Source organism: Devosia sp. XGJD_8, assembly GCF_046614475.1.
Taxonomy (GTDB): domain Bacteria; phylum Pseudomonadota; class Alphaproteobacteria; order Rhizobiales; family Devosiaceae; genus Devosia.
Window position 1 is genome coordinate 320,001 of the sequence record NZ_JBKJHF010000001.1, and the last position, 25,072, is coordinate 345,072.

The window sequence follows — 25,072 nt, forward strand, 5'->3', positions numbered from 1 at the left end:
CTCATTCCGTCACCTCGGCCCGGCCGCGCCGCACAAACGATGTCGTCGTCGCCAGCAGCACCGCCACGCCCATCAGCACGAAGGTGAGGCTGATCGGACGCTCGAGGAACACCATCGGGTCGCCGCGCGACAGCGTCATCGCCCGCCGGAAATTCTCCTCGAACATCGGTCCGAGAATGAAGCCCAGGATGAATAGGGCCGGGTTGCAGCCGGCCGCCTTGAGCAGGTAGCCGAGCGCGCCGAAGAATACGAGCGAGTAGATGTCGAAATGCGACGAGCTCATGGTGAAGACGCCGACACAGGCAAAGCCCAACACGAATACATAGAGCCAGTGATAGGGCACGCGCAGCAGCCGGACCCAGAGCCCGATCAGTGGCAGGTTGAGCACCACCAGCAGCAGGTTGCCCACCCACATCGACACGATCAGGCCCCAGAACAGTTGCGGATGGTCGCCCATCATGCGCGGTCCCGGCTGCACGCCATGGATCATGAAGGCACCCAGCATCAGGGCCATGGTCGGGCTGCCGGGAACGCCCAGCAGCAGCGTGGGGATGAAGGCGGTCTGCGACGCCGCGTTGTTGGCCGATTCCGGTCCGGCGACACCCTCGACGGCGCCCTGGCCGAAGCGGTCCGGCTCCTTGGCGATGCTCTTTTCCACCATATAGGCCGAGAAGGAACTCATCGCGAGACCGGCTCCCGGCAGGACGCCGAGCAGCGAGCCGAGCCCCGTGCCGCGCAGCACTGCTGGCCAGGACCGGCGGAAGTCGTCGCGCGTGGGCCACAGCCGTCCGATATTCTTGGCCGAGACGGCCTCGCCCTGGGGCGAACCGATATTGCTGATGATCTCGGCCACGGCAAACAGGCCCACGGCCAGCACGGCGAAGTCCACGCCGTCCCGCATTTCGGCCATGCCGAAGGTGAAGCGGAACATGCCTGTCGACACATCCGAGCCGGCCGTGCCGAACACCATGCCCAACAGGGCCACGCCGATCCCCTTGATCACCCCGCCCCGCGTCATCGCCGCCGTGCTCAGCAGCGCCACAAAAACCAGTGCGGCATATTCCGCCGCGCCAAAGCGCATGGCGATGGAGGCGAGCGGCGGCCCGGCCAGTGCAATGATCAGCGTACCCACCGTGCCGGCAAAGAACGAGCCGAGCGCCGCCACGGCCAGCGCCGCGCCCGCCCGGCCCTTGCGGGCCATCTGGTGCCCGTCGATGCAGGTCACGGCCGAGGAGGCCTCGCCGGGCAGGTTGACCAGGATGGACGTGGTCGAGCCGCCATAGGCCGCGCCATAGAAGATGCCGGCAAGCATGATGATCGAGGCTTCGGGGGAGAGCCCGAAGGTCAGCGGCAGCAGCAGCGAGATCGTGATGATCGGCCCCACGCCCGGCAGCACGCCGATGGCGGTGCCCAGGGTCACGCCCATCAGGCAATAGAGCAGGTTGATCGGCGTGACGGCGACCTGCAGGCCCATGGCCAGGGATGCGAACAGATCCATCCTCAGAACCTCCAGGCGACGAGGCGGAACGGAATGCCCAGCCCGAAATAGAAGATGGCAACGATCAGCGTCACCACGGCCAGCAGCACCAGGGCCAGCTCCCGCCAGCGCCCGCCCGTCTCGGCGAACCAGCTGATGGCGATGAGCGCGGTGAGGGCGGGGATCAGCCCCACCCGGTCGATCAGCACGCCAAAGGCCAGGATGGCGGCCAGAATGATCAGCAAGGGCCGCAGTTCGGTGCGTGGAAAGGCACTGGCCAGGCGCTCGCCGGCGCGGTGCGCGGCACGCGTGCGCAACAGCTGGGCCGTGCCCAGGATCACCAGCGCACCACCTGCCAGCACCGGCATGGCGCCGGAGCCCAGCGCCGAGGGATCGCCAAGGCCATAACCCCAGCCGACGACCACCGCGACGGCGCCAAAAAAGAGAAAGATCAGTGCGGTGAGCAGTTCTGAATTCATTGTCATGAGGGGCCCCCTCCCGGTTGGCGCGGTGTTCTCATTGCGAAGCGACACCCAGCCCGATTGACCTGCGCGAAACTCGCCGTTGGGCGGTTGCGGAACAATATCGGCCGGGGTGGTTTCCGCCAGGCGGAAAGTCGCGGTTACTTCTGGTGTGCGGTCAGCCGGTCGACCTCGGCGCCGATCCCCTCTGCGGCCCGCTTCAGCGCTGCCACCAGCGCATCGCGCGAGCCGAACGCATTGGTGGCCGCCCGGAAATAGGTCATGCCGATGCTCGCCTGCACCACGCCGCGCGCAAAGATCGGCACGGCAATCGTGTCCGAGGTGCGCGGCTCCACATTGGGGTCGCGCATGGCAAAACCGCGGTCGCGCGTGGTGCGCACCATGCGCCACACCCGGTCATGCTCCCTGGCTTCTGCGCTTTCGAGGGAATCGCCCGATCCGGCGCGCGCGATCATGGTGTCGATCTGCTCGTCGCTGCACGACGCCAGGTACGCCCGTCCCAATGCCCGGGTGAAGAGGCTCAGCCGCATGTTGATGGTCGCGTGAAACGGCGAGATCGGGCTGTCATAGACCGTCGAATAGCGCACGACGACCGCATCGCGGTCAAAGGCGGCGATCGCCACCGGCCACTTGAATTCCGCACTGAGCCCGATGGCCCAGGCGCGCCCGGCCTCCACCACCAGCGGGTCGCCGTGAAAGCCGCTGCTGAGCGAGGTCACCAGCGAGGTGATCTGATAGCCGGCATGCCGCGGATCGCTGCTCACATAGCCGTCGGCTGTCAGCGTCTTCAGCAGCCGCACCAGCGTGGATTTGGGCAGGCCGGTCGCCCCATGCAGCGAATGCAGCGTCGAATGCGGCTCCCGGTTCATCGCCTGCAACACCGCCAGAACCCGGCTCGCGGCCCGCACCGCATCCTCGTCACGCTCAGCCATTCTCAGTCACTTTCCGCCTGCCGGAAACGAAATAGAGTGGATTTGTCCGTCACACGCAAGGGTGGATAGGTCGGCGCAGTCCAGCAGGGAGCGCCGTGAAAGATGGCTGAGAACGACGACAACAGAGCCGAAGCCAGGCAGATCATCGCCGGCATCGACCCCGCCACCATCGACCGTCTGCTGCAGGGCGCCGTCGATCTGCATGTCCATTCCGGCCCGTCCACCATGGCCCGCCAGCTCGATCATTTCGAGGCGGTCGAACAGGCCGCCGCGGCTGGCCTGCGCGGCATCCTGTTCAAGGATCACCACTATTCGGTCGGCCCGTTCCTGCCCATCATGGAGCGGCTCCTCTCGCACCATGGCGTGGCCATGTATGGCTCGCTGGTGCTCAACAATTCCACCGGCGGCTTCAATCCGGCCGTGGTCGATTTCCATCTCAAGAGCGGCACGAAGATGGTCTTCATGCCCACCGCCCATGCCGCCAACCACATCCGGTCCAACCACCGGGGCGGCAAGCTCAAGTCCAATATCCAGCTCCGCAAGCCACGGCCCCTCACCGTCCTCGACGATAATGGCGACCTGCTCGACACGGTCCGCGAAATCCTCGACATGATCGCCGCCCATGACGCCATCCTGTCGTCGGGCCATCTGCATGTCGCCGAAATCTGGGTCCTGTTCGACGAGGCGCGGAAGCGCGGCATCAAGCGTCTGGTCATCAACCACCCGATGTATGGGCTTCACTTCACCCATGCCGATACGGCCGAGCTGGCGGCGCTTGGCGCCGTGGTCGAGCAGTCCGCCTGTCTCTATGTGGACTCGCGCTTCAACACCTATTCGCCCGCCGAACTCAAGCAGCATATCGAGGCCGCCGGCGTCGCCAATTCCTCGATCGGCTCCGATCTCGGCCAGGTCGACAATCCGAGCCCGGTCGAGGGCCTGCGCCAGGCCGTCGCCCTCTTGCTGGGCCTCGGCTTCACCGAAACCGATGTCACCACCATGGTGCGCGACAATCCCGCAAAACTGGTTGGCCTGGAGGCCCGCATATGAAACTCGGAACCGTCATTCTCGATGGCCGCAAGACCCTGATCGCCAAGGTCGGCGAGCAGGCCGCCACGCTCGAAGCCCTCTATCGCCATGCCGGCCTCGGCGCCGCGCCGATGAGCCTCAATGACTTCATCGAAGCGGGCAAGCCGGAGCTGGAACGCGCCGCCAGGGCGCTGGCCGCTGCGGGCGGGGTGGATTTGCTCGATCCGGCCAGGCTCGACTGGCTCCCGCCGCAGCCCAATCCCAGCAAGATCGTCGGCGTCGCCTTCAACAATATGGGCATCCGCAAGGCCGCCCATAAGGATCCGGGCGTGCCCAACTTCTTCTTCAAGGCCCCTTCCAGCCTGGTCGGGCACGGCAAGGCCATCATCATGAAGCAGCACTATGGCGAGACCATTCCCGAGCTCGAGCTGGCCGGCATTGTCGGTCGCCGCTGCAAGGACCTCACCGACGAGGAGGCGCGCACCGCGCTCTTCGGCTACACCATCGTCAACGATGTCACCTCGCATGGCATGAAGTTCGGCATGGATTCCATCGCCACGACGCGCGAGCCGCACCTGATGCGCGACCATCACCTGTCCTGGCGCAATCGCCACGGCCCCGACGACAACGACGTCTATTTCGTCTATCACGCCCGCTCCAAGGCCACCGACACCTTCGGTCCGATGGGGCCTTGGATCACCACCGCCGATGAAGTGGCCGACCCCAACGCGCTCAAGGTCGAAGGCTGGCTCGATGGCGAGCCCTTCGCCGTCGACTCCACCGCCAGCTACCGCTTCAAGATCGAGCAGGTGGTGGCCGAGGCCAGCCGCTACTTTACGCTGGAGCCCGGCGACGTGATCTGCTTCGGTACCTCCGCCAAGGGTGTCGGCAAGTTCCCCGATGGCCACCGCTCGGTCAACATGCACCAGATCGATGGCACCATGGATATCGAGATCGAAGGCCTGGGGCGCCTGACCAGCACCATTCGCCACGACTGGAAGGATTGAACCAGCCTTGCGTGTTGTCGAGATAACCCGGCCCGGCGGGCCCGAAGTCCTGGCGATCGTCGATCGCCCGATGCCGGTACCCGGCCCGGGTGAAGTCCTGCTGGAGATCTACGCCGCCAGCGTCAACCGGCCCGATATCCAGCAGCGCCGCGGTCTCTATCCGCCGCCGCCCGGCACGACCGACATTCCCGGCCTCGACGCTGCCGGCCGCATCGCGGCCGTGGGGGCGGGCGTCGAGGCCTTTGCCGTGGGGGACGCCGTCTGCGCCCTCACCAATGGCGGCGCCTATGCCGATTATGTCGTCGTCCCGGCGCTGCAATGCATGCCCGTGCCCTCCGGCCTCAGCTTCGTCGAGGCCGCCTCGCTCCCCGAGGCCTTCTTCACGGCCTGGAACAACATCATCTGGCTCGGCCGGCTGGGGCAGGGCGAAACGCTCCTGGTGCAGGGCGGCAGCAGCGGCGTTGGCCTCGCCGGCATCCAGATGGCCAAGCAGCTCCGCGGCGCCCGCGTCTTCGCCACGGCCGGCAGTCCCGAAAAGCGCGCGGTCTGCCAGGCCGCCGGCGCCGACGCTGTCTTCAGCTATCGCGATGACTGGGCCGCGCAGATCCGCGCCACGGCCGGGGAGCACTGTATCGACGTCGCCCTCGACGCCCAGGCCGGCCCCAATATCCAGACCCAGCTCGACCTGCTGGCCTATGATGGCCGCCTGGTGCTGATCGCCAGCCACCAGTCTCCGCTGTCAGAGGTCAATACGCGCGATCTCGTACGCCGCCGCCTGACCCTGACCGGCTCGACTTTGCGCCCGCGCCCGCCCGAATATAAGGGCCGGATTGCCGCCGCGCTGGTCGCCAATGTCTGGCCCCTGCTGTCCGATGGCCGCATGACCACCCGCATCCATGCCGAGTTTGCGCTGGGGGAGGTCCAGGCCGCCCATGCCATGCTCGATGCCAATGCCCAGATCGGCAAGGTCGTCCTGCTCATGCGCCCGGACCTGGCCGGGGAGCGGCCGGTTCGCTAGGGCTCAGGTCAGGGGCTTGGAGAGGAAACTGCGGCTGCGGCCCGGCGGAAAGTCCGCCAGCGTGCCGAACACCGTATAGCCGGCCTTCTGGTAGGCACGAAGCGCCTGTGGGTTGAACGTATCGATATAGGCGCCGTGGCAGCCGCGCCGGCGGGCTTCCGCCTCTGCCTCGGCCAGCATCCTTCCGGCAAGGCCCTGTCCGCGCTGCGCCTCGGCGATCCAGAGCCATTGCACATAGAGCCAGCCCCAGGCGGTATAGCCCGAAAGGCCTGCCACCAGCGCCCCCTCTGCATGCACCAGCACGGCAATGGCCTGGCGCCCGGCGGGCCCGACATCGCTCTCGTTGAAGCTGGCCAGGTTGTCGCCGATCTGCGCCAGCTCGGCCGCATCGGGCTGGCTGGTGACGGTGACGGCAAGCTCACCCATGGCTCAGCTGGCCGCCCGTCATCGGATGCGGCGCGCCGGTCGTGGTGGGAAAGCTGATCGGCATTCCGCGCAGCACGCGCACCGCCAGAAAGGCGAAGCACTCCGCCTCCACCGCATCCCCGCGCAGGCCCAGCGTGTCGGCCGAAACCGCCTCGACCCCCGCCCGTTTTGCGAGCATGGCCATGATGGCCGGGTTGTGCCGCCCACCGCCGCACACCACCAGCCGCTCGGGCCGGCTGGGCAACAGGTCGAGCGCCTTGCCGACCGCGCCGGTGGTAAAGGCCGTCAGCGTCGCCGCGCCGTCCTCCGGGCCAAGCCCGTCGGCCATGCGCGCCGAAAAGTCGAAGCGGTCGAGCGATTTGGGAAAGGGCGCGCTGAGATAGGGATGGGTCAGCAGCCGTTCCAGTCGCGCCTCGTCGACCTGTCCGCGCAGCGCCATCTGCCCGTCGCGATCCATGTCGCCCAGGCCCAGGCCCCGGATGAAGTCGTTGATCGGCGCATTGGCCGGCCCGACATCGAAGGCAATGAGCTGGTCGGCACCATCCCACCAGGTGATATTGGCCACCCCGCCCAGATTGAGCACGGCGGTGCGGCCATCGACATAGCCCAGTCGGCGCAGCAGCGCCTGGTGATAGAGCGCGGCGAGCGGCGCGCCCTGGCCACCGGCCCGCACATCGGCAGAGCGGAAGTCATAGGCGACGCGGATGCCCAGCAGGTTCGCCATCAGCTGCCCATTGCCCAATTGCCGCGTGGCGCCGATGCGGCCCGGCTGCGGCGCCCGATGCAGCACCGACTGGCCATGAAAGCCGACAATGCCGATATCGGCCGGTTCAAGCCCCGCAGCGCGGACGAGGTCGGCCACGGCGGCGGACTGGGCCCGGGTAATGGCCTCCTCGGCCTCGGCAAAGATGGCGGGCTCGGGCCCCTCGAACTGCCAGACGAGGCCCTGGCGCAGGGTTTCCTCGAGCAGGCTGCGAATCGACTGCGGATAGGGGGCGAGGGTATAGGGACCGAACTCTTCTATGGTCTCGCCATCGGTGCGCAGCAGGGCCACGTCGATATAGCCATCGAGCACGGTTCCCGTCATCAATCCAACGGCCCAGATCGGCTCCATCCTGCGTCTCCTACTTGCTGTTGATCAAATCGCCCACCGCGCGCCGCAGCGCCACGATGCCGCTGTCGAAGTGGCGGGTGGGGTGCACGCGATTGGTGAGCAGCGTCCAGGCATGGCCGCGCGCAAAGTCGATCCACAGGCCCGTGCCGGTAAAACCGGTATGGCCGATCGTGCTGTCCGAGCAGTGCTCCCCGCCCGACCAGCCCTCATAGGGCCGTTCCCAGCCATGCGTGCGCCGCGCCGAAAGCGGCGTGCGGATCAGGGCGCCGGCATCGCTATCGCCGAGCCGCGCCGCGGCAAAATCGAGGATCGCGTCCGCAGTGCCGAACAGCCCCGCATGGCCGGCGCCTTCCAGCGCCGAGCAATTGTCGTCATGGACCTCGCCCACCAGCACGCGATGGCGCCAGGTGCAGTCCTCGGTCGCCGCCGCCTGCGCCGGATCGGCCGCCCACGCAAAACCGGGACCCGGATCGAAGGCGCGAATGGTCCGGCCCTCGATCCGCTCCAGCACGAGGCCGAGCAGGAGAAAGTTGAGGTCGGAATAGACCGAGGGGCCGGCTTTCCATTCGTGCTGCAGCAGAAAGGTGCGCAGCAGGTCCGGATCGCGGCCATAGGTATAGAGCGGAAACACCGCCGGAAACGGCGTCTGGTGTCCCAGGCATTGGCGGAAGGTGATCCGCCGCTCCCAATTGTCCGGATTGTACTGCCGGAAGTCGGGCAGCACGCTGATAAGCGGCGCATCGAGATCGATCCGTCCTTCTGCCGCCCGCGCCAGGATGCGTTCTGTGGTGAACAGCACCTTGGTCAGCGAGGCGAGGTCGAACCAGGTCTCCTCCGTCATCGGCCGCCGCTCGGGCACCAGTTGCGCGGCGCCCATGGCACGAACCGCCCGATTGCCCTGTGCATCCACCACGCCCAGCACGCCGCCGGGGATGCGGCCCGTCTCGATCGAGGCGGCAAGCGGCGCAAATCCCCGCTCGAACTGTTCAGCAAAACTCATGTCACCGTTTCCAGTCGCACCTGATGATCGCCACCGGCCTGCCGCCACGCCGCTTCGGGTGGTTCATAGCCTGGCGGGCGCACCAGCGAAGGCACCTGCGTGGCATCGAGCGAAAAATGCTGGTTGCGCCGCTCGATGGCTGGCACGGCGGCAATCAGACGCTTGGTATAGCTATGCTGCGGATCGGACAGCACCGCCTGGGCATTGCCGATCTCGACGATCTGCCCGGCAAACATCACCGCAATGCGGTGCGCGATGCGTTCCACCACGGCCATGTCATGCGAGATGAAGAGATAGGCGAGCCCGAATTCGCGCTGCAGGTCGATCAGCAGGTCCAGCACCTTGGCCTGCACCGAGACGTCGAGCGCCGACACCGCCTCGTCCAGCACCACAACGTCCGGATTGAGCATCAGCGCCCGGGCAATGCACAGCCGCTGCCGCTGGCCGCCCGAAAACTGGTGCGGATAGCGCGTCAGCGCATCGGCGGGCAGGCCCACCCGGTCGAGCAGGAATGTCATGCGCTCCCGCAATGCCGCGTCCTTGCGCTGCCCATTGGCGATGGCCGGCTCGGCCAGCAGCGCCTCGACATTGAGCCGTGGATTGAGCGAGGCGAAGGGGTCCTGGAACACCATCTGGATCGGCCGGCGCGACCGGCTGGAGGTGACGGTGAGCCGCCCCCGCTTCCGTTCGGTCAATTCGAATATGGCGCGGGCCGTGGTCGACTTGCCCGAGCCGCTCTCGCCCACGATCCCCAGCGTTTCCCCGGGCATCAGGTCAAAATCCACGCCATCCACGGCATGCACGGCGCCCGCTGGGCGGAACGGATTGCGGCCCACCGGAAAGCGCACCACGAGGTCATCGACCACGACAACGGGTTTGGTTCCCGTGCCGCGCGGCCCATCGCTGCGCGCTGCCTTGCCGGCGGTAAAGTGCGGCACCGCGCTGAGCAGGTGCATCGTATAGTCATGCTGCGGCCGGTCGAGCACGGCGTCGGTCTCGTCCTGCTCGACGACGAGGCCCCCCTGCATGACCATGATGCGATCGGCAATGCCGGCTACTAGCCCGATATCATGGGTGATGAAGATCATCGCCATGCCGGTCTCTTCGCGCAGTTCGGCCAGCAGCGCCATGATCTGCGCCTGCACGGTCACGTCCAGCGCCGTGGTCGGTTCGTCCGCAATCAGCAGGCGCGGGCTGCTGGCCAGCGCCATGGCGATCATCACGCGCTGCCGCATCCCGCCCGACAGCTGGTGCGGATAATAGCCCAGGCGCGATTTCGCATCGGGAATGCGGACGCGGTCGAGCATGTCCAGCGCGCCGCTCCGCGCCGCCTGGCCGGTGAGGCCCCGATTGAGCCGCAGCGCTTCCTCGATCTGCGCACCGATAGTATGCACCGGATTGAGCGAGGTCATCGGCTCCTGAAAGATCATGCCGATATCGCGGCCACGCACCTGCCTCAGGGTCTTTTCGGTGGCCCCGGTAATATCCAGCGCACTGCCATCGGCGCGCTGCAGCGTGATCGAACCACCCGTGATGCGCCCGCCACCAAAGTCGACCAGCCGGTTGATCGAAAGGGCCGTGACCGACTTGCCCGACCCGCTCTCGCCCACGATGCCCAGCGTCTGGCCGGCGGAAAGGTCGAAGCTGACGCCCCGCACCACCTCATTGGCCTTGGGGTCGCGGCCGAAGCCGACATGCAGGTCGCGGACAGCCAGCAACGGGCTCATGCGCTCCTCCCCTGCGTGCGCGGATCAAGAATGTCGCGCAGCGCATCGCCGGTCAGGTTGAAGCCCAGAATGCCCAGCATGATGGTCAGCGCCGGAAACAGCATCAGCCAGGGCGCCTGCTGCATCAGGTTCTTGCTCTCGGACAGCATCAGGCCCAGCGACGGCGTCGGCGGCTGGGTCCCCAGGCCCAGGAACGACAGCCCCGCCTCGGTCAGCAAGGCCCAGGCCAGCGCCAGCGTCACCTGCACGGCCAGAGGCGCCACGAGGTTGAGCAGCAGGTGCCGGGTCAGCACATAGAATTGTGAACTGCCGAAGGTCCGCGCCGCATCGACGAAGTCGCGGCGCTTGAGCGACAGGGCCGGGCCGCGCACCACCCGGGCAAAGATCGGCGTATAGACGATCGCGATGGCGGTGACGCTGGTAAAGGTCCCCGGGCCGACAATGGCGATGATGAGCAGCGCCAACAGGATCGCCGGGAAGGCCAGCAGTACGTCCATCAGCCGCATCAGGATGCCGTCCCAAAGCGAGCCCCACCATGCGGCGAGCAGCCCGATCACCGAGCCGGCAATGGTCGCGCAGGCCACGGCCGCAAAGGCAATGTTGAGCGACTGGCCGATGCCCAGCATCAGCCGGCTCAGCGTGTCGCGGCCCAGCAGGTCCGTGCCCATCCAGAAGGTCGGGCTCGGCGGCTTGAGCCGGTCGATCGTATACATCTTGAGCGCGTCATGCGGCGTAAGGCCAATGGCGGCCAATAGTGCCGCCAGCAGGTAGACGACGATGATCGCCATGCCGATGCGGCCGGAGGGATGGCGGAACAAGGCGCTGATGATGGCCATCATTTGCCTCCCAGCCGGATACGCGGGTCGAGCGCGGCATAGGCCAGGTCGACCAGCAGGTTGACCACCAGGAAGTTGAAGGCAATGAAGATCACCGTGCCCTGCACCAGCGCATAGTCGCGCTGGCTGATGGCATCGAGCACCAGCCGCCCCAGCCCGGGCAGGGCAAAGATCTGCTCGACGATCACCGCGCCACCCAGGAGGTAACCGAACTCGACGCCCGACAGCGTCACCACCGGGATCAGCGCATTGGGCAGCGCATGGTGCCAGACGACGCTCAGCGCCGGGACGCCCTTGGAGCGGGCGGTGCGCACATAGTCCTCGCTCAGTACGTCGAGCATGGCCGAGCGGGAAATGCGGGTGACGGAGGCGGCAAAGGCAAAGCCCAGCGTGATGGCGGGAAAGATCAGCTGGCTGAGATTGGCAAGCGGGTCCTGCCAGAGCGGGGTGAATATCCCCATTGGCGGCACGACGCCGAACGCCACCGACAGCACGAAAATGATCATGATGCCCAGCACGAAGCTGGGGGTAGATTGCCCCAGCATGGCTAGGAGGCGCACGCCGAGGTCGCTGGGCCGTCCATTGCGGGTGGCCGCCAGAACGCCCAGCGGAATGCCGATGCTGAGCGCAATCAGCATGGCCAGCAGCGCCAGCTCCAGCGTCAGGGGAAAACGTTCGAGGATGATGCTGAAGACCGGGCGGGCATAGATGGTCGAAATGCCCAGGTCCCCCTGCAGCAGGCCGCCCAGCCAGCGCAGATATTGCGACCAGACCGGTTGGTCTATGCCGAAATAGCTGGCCAGCGCCGCCCGCTGGTCGGGGGTCAGCATGCCGGCCTCGGTGCCGAGCATGGCAGTGATGGCATCGCCGGGGATCAGCCGGATCGACACGAAGACCAGGACCGATACGCCAAGCAGGATCAGCGGAAATGTCAGCAGGCGCTGTGCCAGATAGTGCATCGGACCGGGGTCTCTGAAGGAGTGGGGGCTGGCCGTCGGCCAGCCCCGGTAAACGCTACTGGATGGCGACCTTGGTGAGGCCGAACAGCGTGCCGGTGGGCGAGGGCTCAAAGCCGGTCACGGTCTTGAGCTGCGCCGTATAGGTGTAGGAGGTCGACAGCCACAGCCAGGGTGCCTGCTCGGCCAGGTGCCGCTCGAATTCCTGGAAGATTTCGACGCGCTTGGCCGGATCGGTTTCGGCCTGGCCCTGCTTCATCAGGCTGTCGAGCGTATCGTCGACGAAGTTCGACACGCCCAGCAGATTTCCTTCCTTGGTGAAGTAGCGGTTATACATCGGATAGGGATCCGGGCGGCCGCCATTCTGGGCCACGGCCATGTCGAAATCACCCTTGAGCCAAGTGTCGACATAGACATTGAGCTCCATCATCTCGATCTCAAGCGTGACGCCGATCTCGGCCAGCTGCGCCTGCAGCACCTGCGCTTCCGATGCCGCAACCGGCGGCTCGCCTGTCGCGGCGATCACGGTGGCGGTGAAGCCCTCGGCCATCCCGGCCTCTTCCATCAGCTGCTTGGCCTTCTCCACGTCCTGCTCGTAGCAGAACAGCGAATTGGGATCCTGCGCAAAGGCCGGCACGGTCATCGGCCCGGTCACGACGCCTTCACCCACCAAGGCCGCATCGATGATTTCCTGGCGGTTGATCGCGCAGGACATCGCCTGGCGGACCAGCAGGTTGTCCATCGGCGGGCGCGACGGATTGAGCTGCAGCACGTTATAGGCCAGCCCGCCCACTCGGTTGAGCTGCAGGTTGGGCTCGTTGGGCACCAGCGTCGCAATCAGCGGATCGTTGATCAGCGCGAAATCGATCTGCCCGGCCCGCAGCGAGGCGAGAATGGCGGTTTCGTCCGGCAGCACGGTCACGTCGATGCCGTCGATGGCCAGCTCCCCGCCGGCCCATTCGGGATTGGCGCTCAGCACTTCCTTGGCATTGGGCTCCCAGCTGTCGAGCTTGAACGGGCCCGAGCCCAGCGCCGTGGTGCCGATCGAGCCGGCCGCGATCTCGCTGGCCGGCACGATGGCGGCGTTGATATTGGCCATGGCGGCCAGGATCGGCACATCAGCCGTGCTGAGGTTGAACACCACCGTCTCGTCGTCAGGCGTATCGATGCTGGCAATGGAGAGGAAGTTCGAGCGCGCCGCGGCCGAGGTGGCTTCGTCGAGCACGCGCTCGAACGACGCCTTGACGTCGGCCGGCGTCACCGTCTCGCCATTGGAGAATTTGGCATTGGGGTCGAGCTTGAAGGTCAGCGTCTTGGCATCGGGCGCAAATTCCCAGCTCGCCGCAATGGCCGGCACGATATTGAGCTCGGGGTCGAGCCGCACCAGCGGCTCATAGATGAGTTCGAGCAGGCGCAGCGACGAAAAGGCCGTCTGCTTGTGCGGGTCGAGCCCGGTGGCGTCCTGCGACCAGGCCATGCGCAGGGTTGCGGCCTGGGCCGGCAGGGCGACAGCGACACTCGACAGGGCGGTCGCGATGGCGAGCCCCGCGGCCAGTTTGCGTGAATTGGTCCAGATCATTTCATTCCCTCCAGGTCCATGTCAGCCTTTGGCGGCGGACATTTCAATTGATTGTGCGCCCTTGCCCTCGATGGCGCGGCGCAAAAAGCCGCCCGCCGATTGCAGCGTATTGCGTGCCGCCGTGACGTCGAGCCCGGTCAGCCGCACGAGGATGGCCAGCTTGACGTCATTGTCGGTCAGTTCGAGCGCGGCTTCTGCCTGTTGCGGCGTGCAGTCGGTCGCCTGCATCACGATGCGGACCGCCCGTGCCAGCAGCTTTTCATTGCTGGCATTCACGTCCACCATCAGGTTTTGATAGGTCTTGCCGATGCGGATCATGCTGGCCGTGGTCAGCATGTTGAGCACCAGCTTCTGCGCCGTGCCCGACTTGAGCCGCGTCGAGCCGGTCAGCGCCTCCGGTCCCACCACCGGCGAAATGGCGATATCGGCGAGGCGCGCAATGGTGGAGTCCGGGTTGCAGGACAGCGCCACCGTCGTGGCTCCCACCGCCTTGGCATGCTCCAGCGCGCCGATCACATAAGGCGTGCGGCCGCTGACCGCGATGCCCACCACGACGTCCTGCGCCGTGAGTGCAATCTTCTCGAGGTCTTTCTGGCCTTCGTTGCGATCGTCCTCGGCCCCCTCGATCGGGTGGCGCAGGGCCAGGTCGCCGCCGGCAATCAGGCCGATCACCATGCCCTCGGGCACGCCGAATGTGGGTGGACATTCCGAAGCATCCAGCACGCCGAGCCGTCCGCTGGTGCCCGCGCCCATATAGATCAGCCGCGCACCGGCCTGGAAGGCCTCGACGATCCGGTCCACGGCGGTGGCAATCTGCGGCAGCTCGCGTTTGACGGCCTCGGCGACCTTGGTGTCCTCGCTGTTCATGGCAGCCAGGATCTCGGTGGTCGACATCAGGTCGATCTGCATCGTGGCGGGGTTGCGAGCCTCCGAGACGAGCTGGTCGAGCTCTGCCATCAAGATGCTTCTTGCCATAGTGCCCTCACTCAAATCTGGTGGGAATGCTATGAGCCAATATTCCGGATGTCAATCAATCTTGGAATATTGTATTCCAAATGCGCCTGCAGTGCGGCACACTGGCTAGCGGCGCCGGGCGGGATTTGCCGGGCCCCGGCATTGCATTGCCGGGCGCTTCGGCCCTAGTCGTGCCGGCCGGCTCGTCTCGACTGAAATGCGGTATGGGGGAAACATGTCCATCCTGAAGGTACTTGGCGCCAAGCTGGAGTCCATGACCCAGGCCGACCGGCAGATTGCGCAGTTCATCATCGATCATCCCGAGCGCATGCTGGCTTTGTCCTCCCAGGGGCTGGCCGAAGCGACGGGCCGCAGCCAGTCCAGCGTGGTCAAGTTCAGCCAGAAGATGGGCTATGCCGGCTATCAGCAGCTCAAGCTGGCGGTGAACCAGGCCAGGGCCCTCGAATGGCAGGCGCCGGGCGGCATCATCCACGGCTCCATCGACAGCAGCGACAGCTACATGACGATCCTGCAGAAGCTGATCGGCAGCAAGCTGCTCTCCATGCGCGAAACCACCGCCGCCAACAACGAGCAGACCATTGACCGGGCGCTCGATGCCCTGACCCGGGCGCGCAAGATCCAGCTTGCCGGCGTCGGCGCCTCCTCCCTGGTGGCGAGGGATTTCTCCTACAAGCTGCTCAAGATCGGCCGCACCGTGCTGATCGAAAGCGATACCCATATCCAGGTGGCCAATGCCTCGGGCCTTGGCCCCGACGATGCCTTGCTGGCTCTCTCCCATTCCGGCCGCAGCCTTGAAACCCTGCGCATTGCCGAAGTCGCCAAGCAGCGCGGCGCGGCCGTCATTTCCGTCACCGGCCTGCAGCCCAATCCTCTGCTCGACCTCGCCGATATCCATCTTTTCACCGTCGCCGACGAGGAGCGGGTGCGCTCCTCCGCCATCACCTCGCGCGACGCCCAGCTCATGCTGATGGATATGCTGTTCATCCTTCTGGTGCGCCGCCAGGCCGACGCGCCCGATTACATCCACAATAGCGAGACCGCGGTCACCGTCCTCAAGACCCGCTGAACCGGCGCAGGCCCGGTCCTTCCGAATTTCGCGCACCCTGTGCAAAATATAATATTCTTGACACTATCAAAAATAGGAATTTAGTATTCCATGTTGACGCTCTTGAGGGAGAGCTACGGCGAGGGACCCGCATGGCGCGGGAGCATACGGAGGGCATAGTGGCTCAGCTTTCGCTGCGCGGTATCAGGAAGCGCTTTCGCACCACCGATGTGCTGCATGGCATCGATCTGGAAATCGGTGACCGCGAATTCGTCGTCTTTGTCGGCCCGTCCGGTTGCGGCAAGTCGACCTTGCTTCGCCTGATTGCCGGGCTCGACCCGATCAGCGAGGGCGAATTCTTCCTCAATGGCCACCGCATGAACGACGTCGCGCCCTCGCGCCGCGGCATTGCCATGGTGTTCCAGTCCTACGCGCTCTACCCGCATATGGATGTCTACGAAAACATGGCCTTCGGCGCCCGCCTGATGGGCCTCGACAAGGCCGAGGTCGAAAGCCGCATTGCCGAGACGTCGCGCATGCTGCGCCTCGAGCCGCTGATGCAGCGCAAGCCGCGCGAGCTCTCCGGCGGCCAGCGCCAGCGCGTCGCCATCGGCCGCGCCCTGGTGCGCAAGCCCGACGTGTTCCTGCTCGATGAGCCGCTGTCCAATCTCGACGCCGCGCTCCGCTCCGATGTGCGTCTGGAGATCGCCAAGCTCCACCGCGATATCGGCGGCACCATGATCTACGTCACCCACGATCAGGTCGAGGCCATGACCCTGGCCGACAAGATCGTGGTGATGAATGCCGGCCGCATCGAGCAGGTGGGTTCGCCCCGCCAGCTCTATGAAACCCCGGCCAATACCTTCGTCGCCACCTTCATCGGCTCGCCGCGCATGACGCTGGTCGATGTCACGCGCGATGGTGATCGCCTCGGCGTCGCCAATGGCGGCTCGGTGGCGACGGGTGCCCTGCCGCCTGGCTCGGCCTTCAAATTGGGCCTGCGGCCCGATGCGGTGCAGCTGCAGCGCGGGCAGGGGGGCGAGGGGCTCACCGCCACCGTGGTCTATACCGAATATCTGGGCGACAACGCCTATGTCTATGCGCGCCTCGCCGACAACACCCTGCTGTCGGCCCGCACCACCCCCAACGATCTGTTTGCGCCCGATGAACTGGTCACCATCACGGTGGCGCCGGGCGCGGCTCATTACTTTTCCGCCGCTGATGGCCGGCGGCTGGAGCCCTAGGGCACCGGCACAGTCCATGAAAAACAAAGTCACAAGGAGAGGGAACACCATGAAGACCAAACTGATCCGCATCGGCGCTGCGCTATGCGCCGTGCTCGTCGCGGCCCCGGCACTCGCCCAGGACCTGACATTCTGGAGCTGGCGCCAGGAAGACCGTGCCGCCTATGAAACCTTCATCGACACGTTCGAAGCCGCCAATCCCGGCATCACGGTGAAGTTCGAGACCTTCGAAGCCGCCAATTACAATACCATCCTCTCGACCGCCCTGGCCGGTGGCACCGGTCCTGACGTCATGATGGTGCGCGCCTATGGCGGGCTCGAAAACGTCGCGGCCGCTGGCTATCTCGAGCCGCTGAGCACCGAAACCGTCCCGGCTCTGGCCGAATTCGCCGAGCCCGCGCTTGCCGCCGAAAGCATGCGCTCGGACGGCGTGGTCTATGCCGTGCCCTTTGCCAGCCAGACCCAACTGGTGATCTACAACAAGGCCATCTTCGACGCCAACAGCCTTGCCGAACCCCAGACCTGGGATGAACTGGTCGCCGCCAGCCAGACGCTCAAGGATGCCGGCGTCATCCCCTTTGCCAATGGCACCGCGACCGCCTGGCAGAACGAGACCGTCACATTCGGCCTCGGCTCCTCCCTGATGGGCAAGGCCTTCTACGACGAGCTGATGGCCGGCACCGCCGATTTCACCGACCCGCGCTTCACCGGCGCGCTGGGCGAGGTTGCCGCAGTCGCTGCGGAGTACTTCCCCGATGGCTTCATCGGCCTCGACTACCCCTCCGCCCAGCAGCTCTTTGCCTCGGGCATGGCCGGCATGTTCATCGGCGGCTCCTATGAGGTCGCCAATTTCAAGGCCCAGAACCCCGATATCGAACTGGGCGTCTTCGCGGCCCCCGGCAAGACGGTCGAGGATGACAAGCTGGTTGGTCTCTACTTCGACGGCGGCTATGCAGCCAATGCCGCCGGCGCCAACAAGGAAGCTTCGATCAAGTTCCTCAACTACCTGGCCAGCCAGGAATTCGGCCAGGCCTTCGCCAACACGCTGAGCAATATCTCGACCATTCCGGGCGTCACCTTCGACAATCCCCTGCTGGCCGAGGTCAACGAGCTCAACCAGTCTTCCATCCCCTATCTGATGCTGGCGCACTTCCGTTATGGCGAGCCCTCCGGCTCGGTGCTGATCCAGGGCGAAATGCAGAAGCTCTTCGCCGGCGAAACCACGCCCGAAGCCATTGGTGAAGCCCTCACCACCGGCCTCGCCGCCTGGTACGAGCCCTTCCAGAAGTAAGGCGGCCCTCCCTCCGCCCTCGGCTCCCCCGCACCCCCACCTGACCTCCCCCTCAAAGGGGGAGGAACGGACGGTGGGTGTGAGGGGATGCTGCCCAACACGCAGAACGCCTCCTCCCCCTTCTTCAGGGGGAGGCCGGGTGGGGGTGGCGGCAGTCGCCGAGCCCCGCAAGCAAGCGAGACCCCAATGCCCCACCTTCGGATGACCGGCCGCGGCCTCTGGATCACGGTGCTCATTGTGCCACCGCTGGCCTTTGTCGCCCTGTTCATCGTCTATCCGATCATTTCGGCCTTCGCCTATGCCTTCTTCGACTGGCAGGGCCTGCGTCGGGGCGATTTCGTCGGGCTGGAAAACTTCCACACCGTGCTGTTCGTCGAGCCCTATCGCAGCTGGACGATCAATGCCTTCACCCACAATGTCATCGTCTTCTTTGCGCTGATGGTGCTGCAGAACGGGCTGGGGTTCCTCCTCGCCTATGCCCTCTGGCGCGAGCTGCCCGGCGCCCGCTTCCACCGCATCGCGGTCTTCCTGCCGGTGGTGCTGTCGACCATCATCGTCGCCTACCTGTTCAAGCTCTTCCTTCATCCCCTGTTCGGCGTGGTCAATATCAGCCTGCGCGGCATTGGCCTCGACTGGCTGGCCCAGCCCTGGCTGGGTCAGGGCTCCACCGCCCTCTGGGCGCTGATCGCGGCCCAGGCCTGGCATATGGTGGGCTTTCCCACCCTGGTCTTCCTCGCTGGCATGCAGCGCATTCCGGGTGAAATCCTCGATGCGGCGCGCATGGAAACCGAAAGCGAATGGGTCAAGATTTCCAAGATCGTCTGGCCGCTGGTCGCCCCCAGCGCCACCATCGTCTTCACCCTGCTCTTCGTGGGCGCCTTCAACTGGTTTGAGCTGCCCTACATCATGGCGGGCCTCGATGGCTCGCCCTATGGCTCCACCGACGTGCTGGGCCTCTATTTCTATCGCACCGCCTTCGGCAACGTGTCGGCCGGCCAGCAGGATTTCGGCCTGGGCAGCGCGCTGGCCGTCTTGATCTTCATCTTCATCGCCGCCTTCGCCACCGTCATGACCCTGCGGCTGCGCGCCCGGGAGATTCAGGTATGAGCACGGCACAGGCGAGCTACTACGACCGCCGCGGCATCATGGGCACATTGGGCCGCGATGGCCTGCTGCAGATCATCCTGATCGCCAACACGGTCCTGATGCTGGCGCCCATCATCATCATGGTCTTCTCGGCCTTCAAGACCACGCCGCAGATCTTCCAGTCGCCCTTCGCCATTCCCGATTTCACCCAGGTGGCGAACTTCCTCAAGATCTGGAACGAGACCAATTTCCTGCGCTACCTGCTCAATTCCTTCGTCGTCACCGGCGCCTCCATGGTGCTGATCCTGACGCTGGGGACCATGGCCGCCTATGCGCTGGGGCGCTATGCCTTTACCGGTTCGAACTTCATCCTGATGTTCTTCCTGGCCGGCCTGACGCTGCCTCTCAAGCTCGCCATCATCCCGCTCTTCATGCTGATGCGGGACCTCTCGATCCTCAACAACCAGCTTTCGCTGATCTTCGTCTATACGGCCATGGGCCTGCCCACGACGGTCTTCATCATGACCGGCTTCATCCGCAGCCTGCCCGGCGAGCTCGAAGATGCCGCCCGCATGGATGGCGCCAGCGAGGCCCGCATCATGTGGTCCATCATGTTGCCTCTGGTGCGCCCGGCCATGGTCATTGCCGGCATCCAGAATGTCGTGCCGATCTGGAACGACTTCTTCTTCCCGCTGGTCTTCATCCAGAACGACGATCTCAAGACCCTGCCGCAGGGCCTGACCAATTTCATGGGCGAATACACCACCGACTGGGGCGTGCTATTCTCCGGGCTCACGCTTTCGGCGGCGCCCATCATCATCATCTATATCGTGCTCTCGAAGCAATTCATCGCCGGCATGACCTCGGGCGCCGTCAAGTGAGGCTGCCTCGCGGTCTCGTCGTCTCCTGCCAGGCGCGGGCGGACAATCCCCTGCACGGTCCTCTCTTCATGGGGGCCATGGCGCTCGCCGCCCGCGATGGCGGCGCCGTGGCCATCCGCGCCAATGGGCCTGACGATATCGCCGCGGTCCGGGCCGCCGGCCTGCCGGTCATCGGCATCCACAAGGTCTTTTCGGACCGCTACCCGGTCTATATCACGCCCGACTTCGCCGCCGCCGAGGCTATCGTCGCGGCCGGCGCCGACATTGTCGCGCTCGACTGCACCCCGCGCCCCCGCGACGGCGAGGACCCCGGGCGGCTGGTCCGCCGCATCCGCGAGGAACTGGGCGCCGAGGTCTTTGCCGACATCTCGACCGTCGACGAGGGCCTTGCCGCCGCCGATTGGGGCGCCACCTATGTCGCCACCACGCTTTCGGGTTATATCGACGTGACCCAGCCCCGGCCGGAGGCACCCGATTTGCATTTGCTCGAAACGCTGGCCTCGCGCCTCTCCGTGCCGGTTGTGGCCGAGGGCCGCTACAATACCCCGCAACTGGTGCGGCAGGCCTTTGATGCCGGCGCCCATGCCGTTGTTGTGGGCACCATGATCACCAATCCGCGCGAAATCACCCGTCTCTTCGTTCAGGCCGGCGTTCCGGCATGAGCCGGCCCGTCCATCTCGGGCTCGATATTGGCGGCACGGCCAGCCGCTGGGTCGCCTGCACGCCCGATGGCGAAATCCTGGGCCGCGGCAAGGTCTCCGGCGCCACCGGCCACATCTTCAACCCGGCCGAGAACCACCGCCTCGATGCCGTGCTGCGCGCCGTCCGGCAGGCGCTTGGCGATGCCGGCCTGGAGCCCGGCAGCATCACGGCAGGCATCACCGGCTACGGCTCGGCCGTCGCCACCGAGGTCGCGGCACTGGTCGAGGCCATCTTCGGCGTCGACGCGGCCGCCATCCTTCTCATCGACGATATCGTCCTCGCCTATGTCGCCCATTTCGCGCCGGGCCAGGGGCATCTGGTCTCCGCCGGCACCGGCTCGATCGGCATTCATGTCACGGCCGCTGGCGACACGGTTCGCGTCGGCGGCCGCGGCATCCTGATCGATGATGCCGGCTCGGGCAGCTGGATTGCCCTTGAGGCGCTGGATCGCCTCTATCGCATCCTCGACCGCGACGGCAGCTTCGCCGCAGCCCAGCCCCTCGCCGACCATCTCTTCGCACTGGTCGGCGGCCGGGAGTGGCATGACGTCCGCCAGTTCATCTATGGCGGCGATCGGGGCCGCATCGGCACCCTGGCCGTCGCCGTCGGCCGGGCGGCCGGGGAGGGCGATGAACTGGCCCTCGCCATCCTGCGCCAGGCCGGCGTCGAACTCGCCCAGCTGGGCTCCGCGCTGCTGTCGCGCGCCGGTGAGCACCCCCTCCGCTTCGTGGGTGGCGTGCTCGACCTGCATCCTGCCATTTTCGCCGAAATCACCGCCAGCCTCGCCGGCCATGATGTGAGCCGGGCCGAAGGCGATGCCGCTTTGGCGGCTGCCCAATTGCAGGCGGGCAGGCACCGCGCCTGGATGGCCCTGCTGACCAGGCAATTGCCTGCAAACTAGCAGCATTCCGCCAGCATGCTGGCGGCAATTGCTGGCGCCAAACCCTGACAATTGAGCCCTTTTTCAGGCATGCACTGACCGCAGTTCAGTTGCCCGCCCGCCCGCATTGACGGTGCGCCCCTCACGGTTCCTACTTGCGCGGACGACATGTGAGCGTCCCTGGAGGCAGGGCGCCGCAACACCAACAGCCCCTGGCTGTGCCCTGTTCGCGAGCAATTGCGAGCAACCCGCTACACACCGCCACAAGCCGGGCCACCGCTTGCGACAGGAGACGCGTCGTTGCTGAAAGTGCTTTATCTCGTCCCCAATCTGGCGGACCCCGCCACTGCACGGCGGATCGACATGTTGCGCCTCGGCGGCGCCACCATCGATGTCGTCGGCTTTCGCCGGGCCGGCACGGCCGTGCCACGCCTCGATGTGGGGACCTATCTCGAACTCGATGAGACCTTCGACGCGCGCTTCGTCCAGCGGCTGACGGCAACCGTGCGCGCCTCGGCCGGCCTGCGGCGCTGGGTCACCCGGCTGCAGGAGCCCGATCTGATCATCGCGCGCAATCTCGAAATGCTGGCTCTGGCCAGCCGCCTGCAGGACCACTGGGCCGGCAGCCCTGCTATGGTCTACGAGTGCCTTGATATCCACCGGCTGATGCTGCGCCAGGATGCCGTCGGCACGGCCATGCGCGCTGCCGAGCAGCACTGGAGCAAGAAGGCGTCGCTCCTCATCACCAGTTCGCCCGCCTTTCTGCGCAATTATTTCGACATCCACGGCGCGCCCCCGGCGCAGGTCGTCGAAAACAAGGTACTGTGGGATGGTGGTGCCCGGGGCGCCAATCCAGCGCTTGCCGCGTCTGCCGCCGGCTCACCCCTGCGCATCGGCTGGTTCGGCGCGCTGCGCTGCGCCCGCTCGCTTGCCGCGCTCGATGGCCTTGCCACGGCGATGCAGGGCAAGGTCGAGGTCGTGCTGCGCGGCCGGCCGGCGCTCAATGAATTTGACGATTTTCCCGCCGCGGTGGCAGGCCGTCCGCACCTGCACTTCGAGGGGCCCTACCGGAATCCGGACGATCTGCCCGCCATCTATTCCGACGTCCACCTCGCCTGGGCCATCGACTTCTTCGAGGCCGGGCAGAACTCGCAATGGCTGCTGCCCAACCGCATTTATGAAGGGTGCCTGCATGGCGCCATTCCCGTGGCGCTGGCCGGCACGGAGACCGCTGCCTTCGTCGAACGCCACGGCATCGGCATCGTCTTGCCCGACATTGCGCCCGAGACGCTGCGCGCCATGTTGGGCGGGCTCACCCCCGAACGCCTCGCCACCTTGGCTCGCGCGGTCGCAGCGCTGCCGCCCGAGCATTTCGCCGCAACGGCCGACAATTGCCGGACCCTTGTTGACCAGCTCGCCAGCCTCAAGACAGCCAGGCAATCGCTGACGGAGGCCGCATGACCAATACCTGTCTCATCGTCGTGCCGACTCTCAACGAGGCGCGCCATATCGGGCGCCTGCTCGATGACCTGCTTGTCGAGGCCGAGGCAATGGACGCCCGGATTGTGGTGGCCGACGGTGGCAGCACTGACGGCACCCAGGCCATCGCCGCCGACGTGGCGGCGCGCCATAGCCGCGTCACCCTGCTGCACAATCCCCGGCGCATCCAGAGCGCCGCGATGAACCTGGCCGTTGCCGAGCATGGCGGCGACGCCAGATACGTCATCCGCATCGACGCCCATGGTAAATACCCGCCCGACTATTGCCGCGTCCTGGTGGCAGAGGCCGAACGGCTGGGCGTCGACAGCATCGTCGTGCCCATGACCACGGTGGGCCGCAGCACCTTCCAGCGCGCCGTGGCCACGGCGCAGAACTCGCTGGTCGGCACCGGCGGCTCCGCCCATCGCACCGGCAAGTCCGCCCAGCACGTGGACCACGGCCACCACGCCCTGATGAGCATTGCGGCCTATCGCGCCGTCGGCGGCTATGACGAAACCTTCCGCTTCAACGAGGATGCCGAGCTCGACTATCGTCTCGGCCAGGCGGGCTATCGGGTCTGGCTGACCGATGCGACGTCGATGACCTATTTCCCCCGCGCCACCGCTTCCGGCCTGTTCCGGCAGTATTTCGGCTATGGCGGGGGCAGGGCGCGCAATATCCTCAAGCACCGTATGCGGCCGCGGGCGCGCCAGATGCTGCCGCTGGTCATTCTGCCGGCCGTGCTGCTTGCCGTGCTGTCCGTCTTCCACTGGGGTTTTCTGGTGCCGATGGCGGCCTGGGGCCTCGCCTGCTTTGCCCTCGGCGCCGTGGCGACGCGCCAGCATTTCGCCGAATATGGCCTGCCCATAGTGCTGGCGCCGCTGGTTGGCGTCGCGGCCATGATCATGCATTTCGCCTGGTCTGCCGGCTTCTGGCTGCATCTGGCGCGCACCGCCACTGCCCGGCCCCGCATGGGAGTGGCATGATGGCCTCGGTCGATATCTGCATCTGCACCTTCCGCCGCCCCTTCCTCGCCGAGACGCTGCACTCGCTGGCGGCGCTGGCCATTGGCGATGTCGATATCCGCGTCATCATCGCCGACAATGACGCCTCGCCCTCGGCCCAGGACCTGGTCGAGACCATGGCGCGCGATTTCCGCTGGCCGATCACCTACCTGCACGCCCCGGCTGCCAATATCTGCATCGCCCGCAATGCCTGCCTCGATGCGGCCTCGGCCGACTATGTGGCCTTTATCGACGATGACGAAACCGTCTCGCCGCAATGGCTCGGCGAGCTGCTGGACACCGCCCGCCTCACCCGCGCCGATGCCGTGCTCGGACCGGTTCGCGCCGTCTATGACACAAGAACGCCCGCCTGGATGGTCGAGGGCGATTTCCATTCCACCTTGCCCGTAAGGGTCAATGGCGCCATCCGCACCGGCTATACCTGCAATGTGCTGATCCGGCGTGCCGCGCCCTTCGCCGCACTGCGCTTCGATTTGGCCCTGGGCCAGTCCGGCGGCGAGGACACCGACTATTTCCACCGCCTGACCGCGCTGGGCGGCACCATTGCCGAGGCCCCCGGGGCGCTGGTCTATGAACCCGTGCCGGCCGAGCGGGCCGCCATGGCCTGGCTGATCCGCCGGCGGCTGCGCATGGGCCAGACCCACGGCATGCTGCTGCGCGGCGCGCGCCTGCCGGCTGCGGCCATCGCCATGGCCAAGGCCAGCTATTGCGTCGCCATGGCCGGCGCGACCGCATTTTCGCCCATCGGCCGGCGCAAGAACCTGCTGCGCGCCGTGCTCCATATGGGAGTCGTCGGCGGCATCATGGGCGTCCGCCAGGCCGTCCACTATGGCGATGGCGCCGCGCGCCAGGCGCCCCACTCACCCTGATTGACGCCGCGGAGG

General features: G+C 66.2%; 24 protein-coding genes. 13 read left to right on the forward strand and 11 right to left on the reverse strand.

Translation table 11 applies throughout. The features are described from left to right. Position 1: 1 nt before the first annotated feature. From ACLI1C_RS01575 to ACLI1C_RS01585, 3 genes are all read right to left on the reverse strand, one after another. Positions 2 to 1,498 (reverse strand): tripartite tricarboxylate transporter permease, encoded by a 1,497-nt coding sequence (locus ACLI1C_RS01575; protein ID WP_411395097.1) that lies wholly within the window; start codon positions 1,496 to 1,498, stop codon positions 2 to 4. A 2-nt stretch (positions 1,499 to 1,500) separates the two neighbouring features. Continuing rightward, a complete protein-coding gene (locus ACLI1C_RS01580) occupies positions 1,501 to 1,962 on the reverse strand; it encodes a tripartite tricarboxylate transporter TctB family protein (protein ID WP_411395098.1) in 462 nt (153 codons plus the stop codon). A 137-nt stretch (positions 1,963 to 2,099) separates the two neighbouring features. Further along, positions 2,100 to 2,891, reverse strand: coding sequence for a helix-turn-helix domain-containing protein (locus ACLI1C_RS01585; RefSeq protein WP_411395099.1), 792 nt, complete (start codon positions 2,889 to 2,891; stop codon positions 2,100 to 2,102). Positions 2,892 to 2,993: 102 nt separating this feature from the next. On the opposite strand from ACLI1C_RS01585, the gene ACLI1C_RS01590 reads away from it, so the two are divergent. The 3 genes from ACLI1C_RS01590 to ACLI1C_RS01600 are packed head-to-tail and all read left to right on the forward strand — an operon-like array spanning position 2,994 to position 5,942. Next, complete coding sequence (locus ACLI1C_RS01590; protein WP_411395100.1) at positions 2,994 to 3,938, forward strand: DUF6282 family protein; 945 nt, start codon at positions 2,994 to 2,996, stop codon at positions 3,936 to 3,938. After that, positions 3,935 to 4,924 carry a fumarylacetoacetate hydrolase family protein gene (locus ACLI1C_RS01595; protein WP_411395101.1) on the forward strand — a complete coding sequence of 330 codons (990 nt, stop codon included), beginning with the start codon at positions 3,935 to 3,937 and terminating at the stop codon, positions 4,922 to 4,924. Before ACLI1C_RS01590 ends, ACLI1C_RS01595 begins: the two co-directional genes overlap by 4 nt. A 7-nt stretch (positions 4,925 to 4,931) precedes the next feature. Further along, positions 4,932 to 5,942 (forward strand): NAD(P)H-quinone oxidoreductase, encoded by a 1,011-nt coding sequence (locus ACLI1C_RS01600; RefSeq protein WP_411395102.1) that lies wholly within the window; start codon positions 4,932 to 4,934, stop codon positions 5,940 to 5,942. Positions 5,943 to 5,945: 3 nt separating this feature from the next. On the opposite strand, the gene ACLI1C_RS01605 is transcribed toward ACLI1C_RS01600, so the two are convergent. From ACLI1C_RS01605 to murQ, 8 genes are read right to left on the reverse strand one after another with little or no spacing between them, the layout of a single operon-like run. Beyond that, positions 5,946 to 6,368, reverse strand: coding sequence for a GNAT family N-acetyltransferase (locus ACLI1C_RS01605; protein WP_411395103.1), 423 nt, complete (start codon positions 6,366 to 6,368; stop codon positions 5,946 to 5,948). After that, the gene (locus ACLI1C_RS01610) at positions 6,361 to 7,482 is read right to left on the reverse strand and encodes an anhydro-N-acetylmuramic acid kinase (RefSeq protein ID WP_411395104.1); all 1,122 of its coding nucleotides are present in this window, start codon (positions 7,480 to 7,482) and stop codon (positions 6,361 to 6,363) included. Before ACLI1C_RS01610 ends, ACLI1C_RS01605 begins: the two co-directional genes overlap by 8 nt. Positions 7,483 to 7,492: 10 nt before the next feature. Continuing rightward, the gene (locus ACLI1C_RS01615; protein WP_411395105.1) at positions 7,493 to 8,482 is read right to left on the reverse strand and encodes a serine hydrolase domain-containing protein; all 990 of its coding nucleotides are present in this window, start codon (positions 8,480 to 8,482) and stop codon (positions 7,493 to 7,495) included. Further along, positions 8,479 to 10,209 carry an ABC transporter ATP-binding protein gene (locus tag ACLI1C_RS01620; protein WP_411395106.1) on the reverse strand — a complete coding sequence of 577 codons (1,731 nt, stop codon included), beginning with the start codon at positions 10,207 to 10,209 and terminating at the stop codon, positions 8,479 to 8,481. The genes ACLI1C_RS01615 and ACLI1C_RS01620 overlap by 4 nt, the downstream gene beginning before the upstream one ends. Beyond that, positions 10,206 to 11,045 carry an ABC transporter permease gene (locus tag ACLI1C_RS01625; RefSeq protein WP_411395107.1) on the reverse strand — a complete coding sequence of 280 codons (840 nt, stop codon included), beginning with the start codon at positions 11,043 to 11,045 and terminating at the stop codon, positions 10,206 to 10,208. Before ACLI1C_RS01625 ends, ACLI1C_RS01620 begins: the two co-directional genes overlap by 4 nt. After that, positions 11,045 to 12,004: an ABC transporter permease gene (locus ACLI1C_RS01630; RefSeq protein WP_411395108.1), complete on the reverse strand. Its 960-nt coding sequence runs from the start codon at positions 12,002 to 12,004 to the stop codon at positions 11,045 to 11,047. Before ACLI1C_RS01630 ends, ACLI1C_RS01625 begins: the two co-directional genes overlap by 1 nt. A gap of 55 nt (positions 12,005 to 12,059) precedes the next feature. Continuing rightward, positions 12,060 to 13,580, reverse strand: a complete 1,521-nt coding sequence (locus ACLI1C_RS01635; protein WP_411395109.1) for an ABC transporter substrate-binding protein — start codon at positions 13,578 to 13,580, stop codon at positions 12,060 to 12,062. 21 nt (positions 13,581 to 13,601) lie between these two features. After that, positions 13,602 to 14,555, reverse strand: coding sequence for an N-acetylmuramic acid 6-phosphate etherase (gene murQ / locus ACLI1C_RS01640; protein WP_411395110.1), 954 nt, complete (start codon positions 14,553 to 14,555; stop codon positions 13,602 to 13,604). Positions 14,556 to 14,769: 214 nt separating this feature from the next. On the opposite strand from murQ, the gene ACLI1C_RS01645 reads away from it, so the two are divergent. From ACLI1C_RS01645 to ACLI1C_RS01690, 10 genes are all read left to right on the forward strand, one after another. Then, a complete protein-coding gene (locus tag ACLI1C_RS01645; protein ID WP_411395111.1) occupies positions 14,770 to 15,621 on the forward strand; it encodes a MurR/RpiR family transcriptional regulator in 852 nt (283 codons plus the stop codon). Positions 15,622 to 15,779: 158 nt separating this feature from the next. Beyond that, positions 15,780 to 16,844 carry an ABC transporter ATP-binding protein gene (locus tag ACLI1C_RS01650; protein WP_411395112.1) on the forward strand — a complete coding sequence of 355 codons (1,065 nt, stop codon included), beginning with the start codon at positions 15,780 to 15,782 and terminating at the stop codon, positions 16,842 to 16,844. Between the two features lie 49 nt (positions 16,845 to 16,893). Next, positions 16,894 to 18,135: an extracellular solute-binding protein gene (locus ACLI1C_RS01655; RefSeq protein ID WP_411395113.1), complete on the forward strand. Its 1,242-nt coding sequence runs from the start codon at positions 16,894 to 16,896 to the stop codon at positions 18,133 to 18,135. A 186-nt stretch (positions 18,136 to 18,321) separates the two neighbouring features. Further along, positions 18,322 to 19,242 (forward strand): carbohydrate ABC transporter permease, encoded by a 921-nt coding sequence (locus ACLI1C_RS01660; RefSeq protein WP_411395114.1) that lies wholly within the window; start codon positions 18,322 to 18,324, stop codon positions 19,240 to 19,242. Further along, the gene (locus tag ACLI1C_RS01665) at positions 19,239 to 20,102 is read left to right on the forward strand and encodes a carbohydrate ABC transporter permease (RefSeq protein WP_411395115.1); all 864 of its coding nucleotides are present in this window, start codon (positions 19,239 to 19,241) and stop codon (positions 20,100 to 20,102) included. The genes ACLI1C_RS01660 and ACLI1C_RS01665 overlap by 4 nt, the downstream gene beginning before the upstream one ends. Further along, positions 20,099 to 20,764 (forward strand): N-acetylmannosamine-6-phosphate 2-epimerase, encoded by a 666-nt coding sequence (locus ACLI1C_RS01670; protein WP_411395116.1) that lies wholly within the window; start codon positions 20,099 to 20,101, stop codon positions 20,762 to 20,764. The genes ACLI1C_RS01665 and ACLI1C_RS01670 overlap by 4 nt, the downstream gene beginning before the upstream one ends. Next, positions 20,761 to 21,705: an N-acetylglucosamine kinase gene (locus tag ACLI1C_RS01675; RefSeq protein ID WP_411395117.1), complete on the forward strand. Its 945-nt coding sequence runs from the start codon at positions 20,761 to 20,763 to the stop codon at positions 21,703 to 21,705. Before ACLI1C_RS01670 ends, ACLI1C_RS01675 begins: the two co-directional genes overlap by 4 nt. Before the next feature lie 288 nt (positions 21,706 to 21,993). Continuing rightward, a complete protein-coding gene (locus ACLI1C_RS01680; protein ID WP_411398183.1) occupies positions 21,994 to 23,145 on the forward strand; it encodes a glycosyl transferase family 1 in 1,152 nt (383 codons plus the stop codon). Further along, complete coding sequence (locus ACLI1C_RS01685) at positions 23,142 to 24,149, forward strand: glycosyltransferase family 2 protein (protein WP_411395118.1); 1,008 nt, start codon at positions 23,142 to 23,144, stop codon at positions 24,147 to 24,149. The genes ACLI1C_RS01680 and ACLI1C_RS01685 overlap by 4 nt, the downstream gene beginning before the upstream one ends. Then, entirely contained in the window at positions 24,146 to 25,057 is a 912-nt protein-coding gene (locus ACLI1C_RS01690) for a glycosyltransferase family 2 protein (RefSeq protein ID WP_411395119.1), read from the forward strand. Before ACLI1C_RS01685 ends, ACLI1C_RS01690 begins: the two co-directional genes overlap by 4 nt. Positions 25,058 to 25,072: the final 15 nt, after the last annotated feature.

What these genes read in the sequence shown, in the direction of transcription:
- ACLI1C_RS01575 (WP_411395097.1), bottom strand. Translation starts at nt 1,498, where the DNA reads ATGGATCTGTTCGCATCCCTGGCCATGGGCCTGCAGGTCGCCGTCACG.
- ACLI1C_RS01580 (WP_411395098.1), bottom strand. Translation starts at nt 1,962, where the DNA reads ATGACAATGAATTCAGAACTGCTCACCGCACTGATCTTTCTCTTTTTT.
- ACLI1C_RS01585 (WP_411395099.1), bottom strand. Translation starts at nt 2,891, where the DNA reads ATGGCTGAGCGTGACGAGGATGCGGTGCGGGCCGCGAGCCGGGTTCTG.
- ACLI1C_RS01590 (WP_411395100.1), top strand. Translation starts at nt 2,994, where the DNA reads ATGGCTGAGAACGACGACAACAGAGCCGAAGCCAGGCAGATCATCGCC.
- ACLI1C_RS01595 (WP_411395101.1), top strand. Translation starts at nt 3,935, where the DNA reads ATGAAACTCGGAACCGTCATTCTCGATGGCCGCAAGACCCTGATCGCC.
- ACLI1C_RS01605 (WP_411395103.1), bottom strand. Translation starts at nt 6,368, where the DNA reads ATGGGTGAGCTTGCCGTCACCGTCACCAGCCAGCCCGATGCGGCCGAG.
- ACLI1C_RS01610 (WP_411395104.1), bottom strand. Translation starts at nt 7,482, where the DNA reads ATGGAGCCGATCTGGGCCGTTGGATTGATGACGGGAACCGTGCTCGAT.
- ACLI1C_RS01615 (WP_411395105.1), bottom strand. Translation starts at nt 8,482, where the DNA reads ATGAGTTTTGCTGAACAGTTCGAGCGGGGATTTGCGCCGCTTGCCGCC.
- ACLI1C_RS01620 (WP_411395106.1), bottom strand. Translation starts at nt 10,209, where the DNA reads ATGAGCCCGTTGCTGGCTGTCCGCGACCTGCATGTCGGCTTCGGCCGC.
- ACLI1C_RS01625 (WP_411395107.1), bottom strand. Translation starts at nt 11,045, where the DNA reads ATGGCCATCATCAGCGCCTTGTTCCGCCATCCCTCCGGCCGCATCGGC.
- ACLI1C_RS01630 (WP_411395108.1), bottom strand. Translation starts at nt 12,004, where the DNA reads ATGCACTATCTGGCACAGCGCCTGCTGACATTTCCGCTGATCCTGCTT.
- ACLI1C_RS01635 (WP_411395109.1), bottom strand. Translation starts at nt 13,580, where the DNA reads ATGATCTGGACCAATTCACGCAAACTGGCCGCGGGGCTCGCCATCGCG.
- murQ (WP_411395110.1), bottom strand. Translation starts at nt 14,555, where the DNA reads ATGGCAAGAAGCATCTTGATGGCAGAGCTCGACCAGCTCGTCTCGGAG.
- ACLI1C_RS01645 (WP_411395111.1), top strand. Translation starts at nt 14,770, where the DNA reads ATGTCCATCCTGAAGGTACTTGGCGCCAAGCTGGAGTCCATGACCCAG.
- ACLI1C_RS01655 (WP_411395113.1), top strand. Translation starts at nt 16,894, where the DNA reads ATGAAGACCAAACTGATCCGCATCGGCGCTGCGCTATGCGCCGTGCTC.
- ACLI1C_RS01660 (WP_411395114.1), top strand. Translation starts at nt 18,322, where the DNA reads ATGCCCCACCTTCGGATGACCGGCCGCGGCCTCTGGATCACGGTGCTC.
- ACLI1C_RS01665 (WP_411395115.1), top strand. Translation starts at nt 19,239, where the DNA reads ATGAGCACGGCACAGGCGAGCTACTACGACCGCCGCGGCATCATGGGC.
- ACLI1C_RS01675 (WP_411395117.1), top strand. Translation starts at nt 20,761, where the DNA reads ATGAGCCGGCCCGTCCATCTCGGGCTCGATATTGGCGGCACGGCCAGC.
- ACLI1C_RS01685 (WP_411395118.1), top strand. Translation starts at nt 23,142, where the DNA reads ATGACCAATACCTGTCTCATCGTCGTGCCGACTCTCAACGAGGCGCGC.
- ACLI1C_RS01690 (WP_411395119.1), top strand. Translation starts at nt 24,146, where the DNA reads ATGATGGCCTCGGTCGATATCTGCATCTGCACCTTCCGCCGCCCCTTC.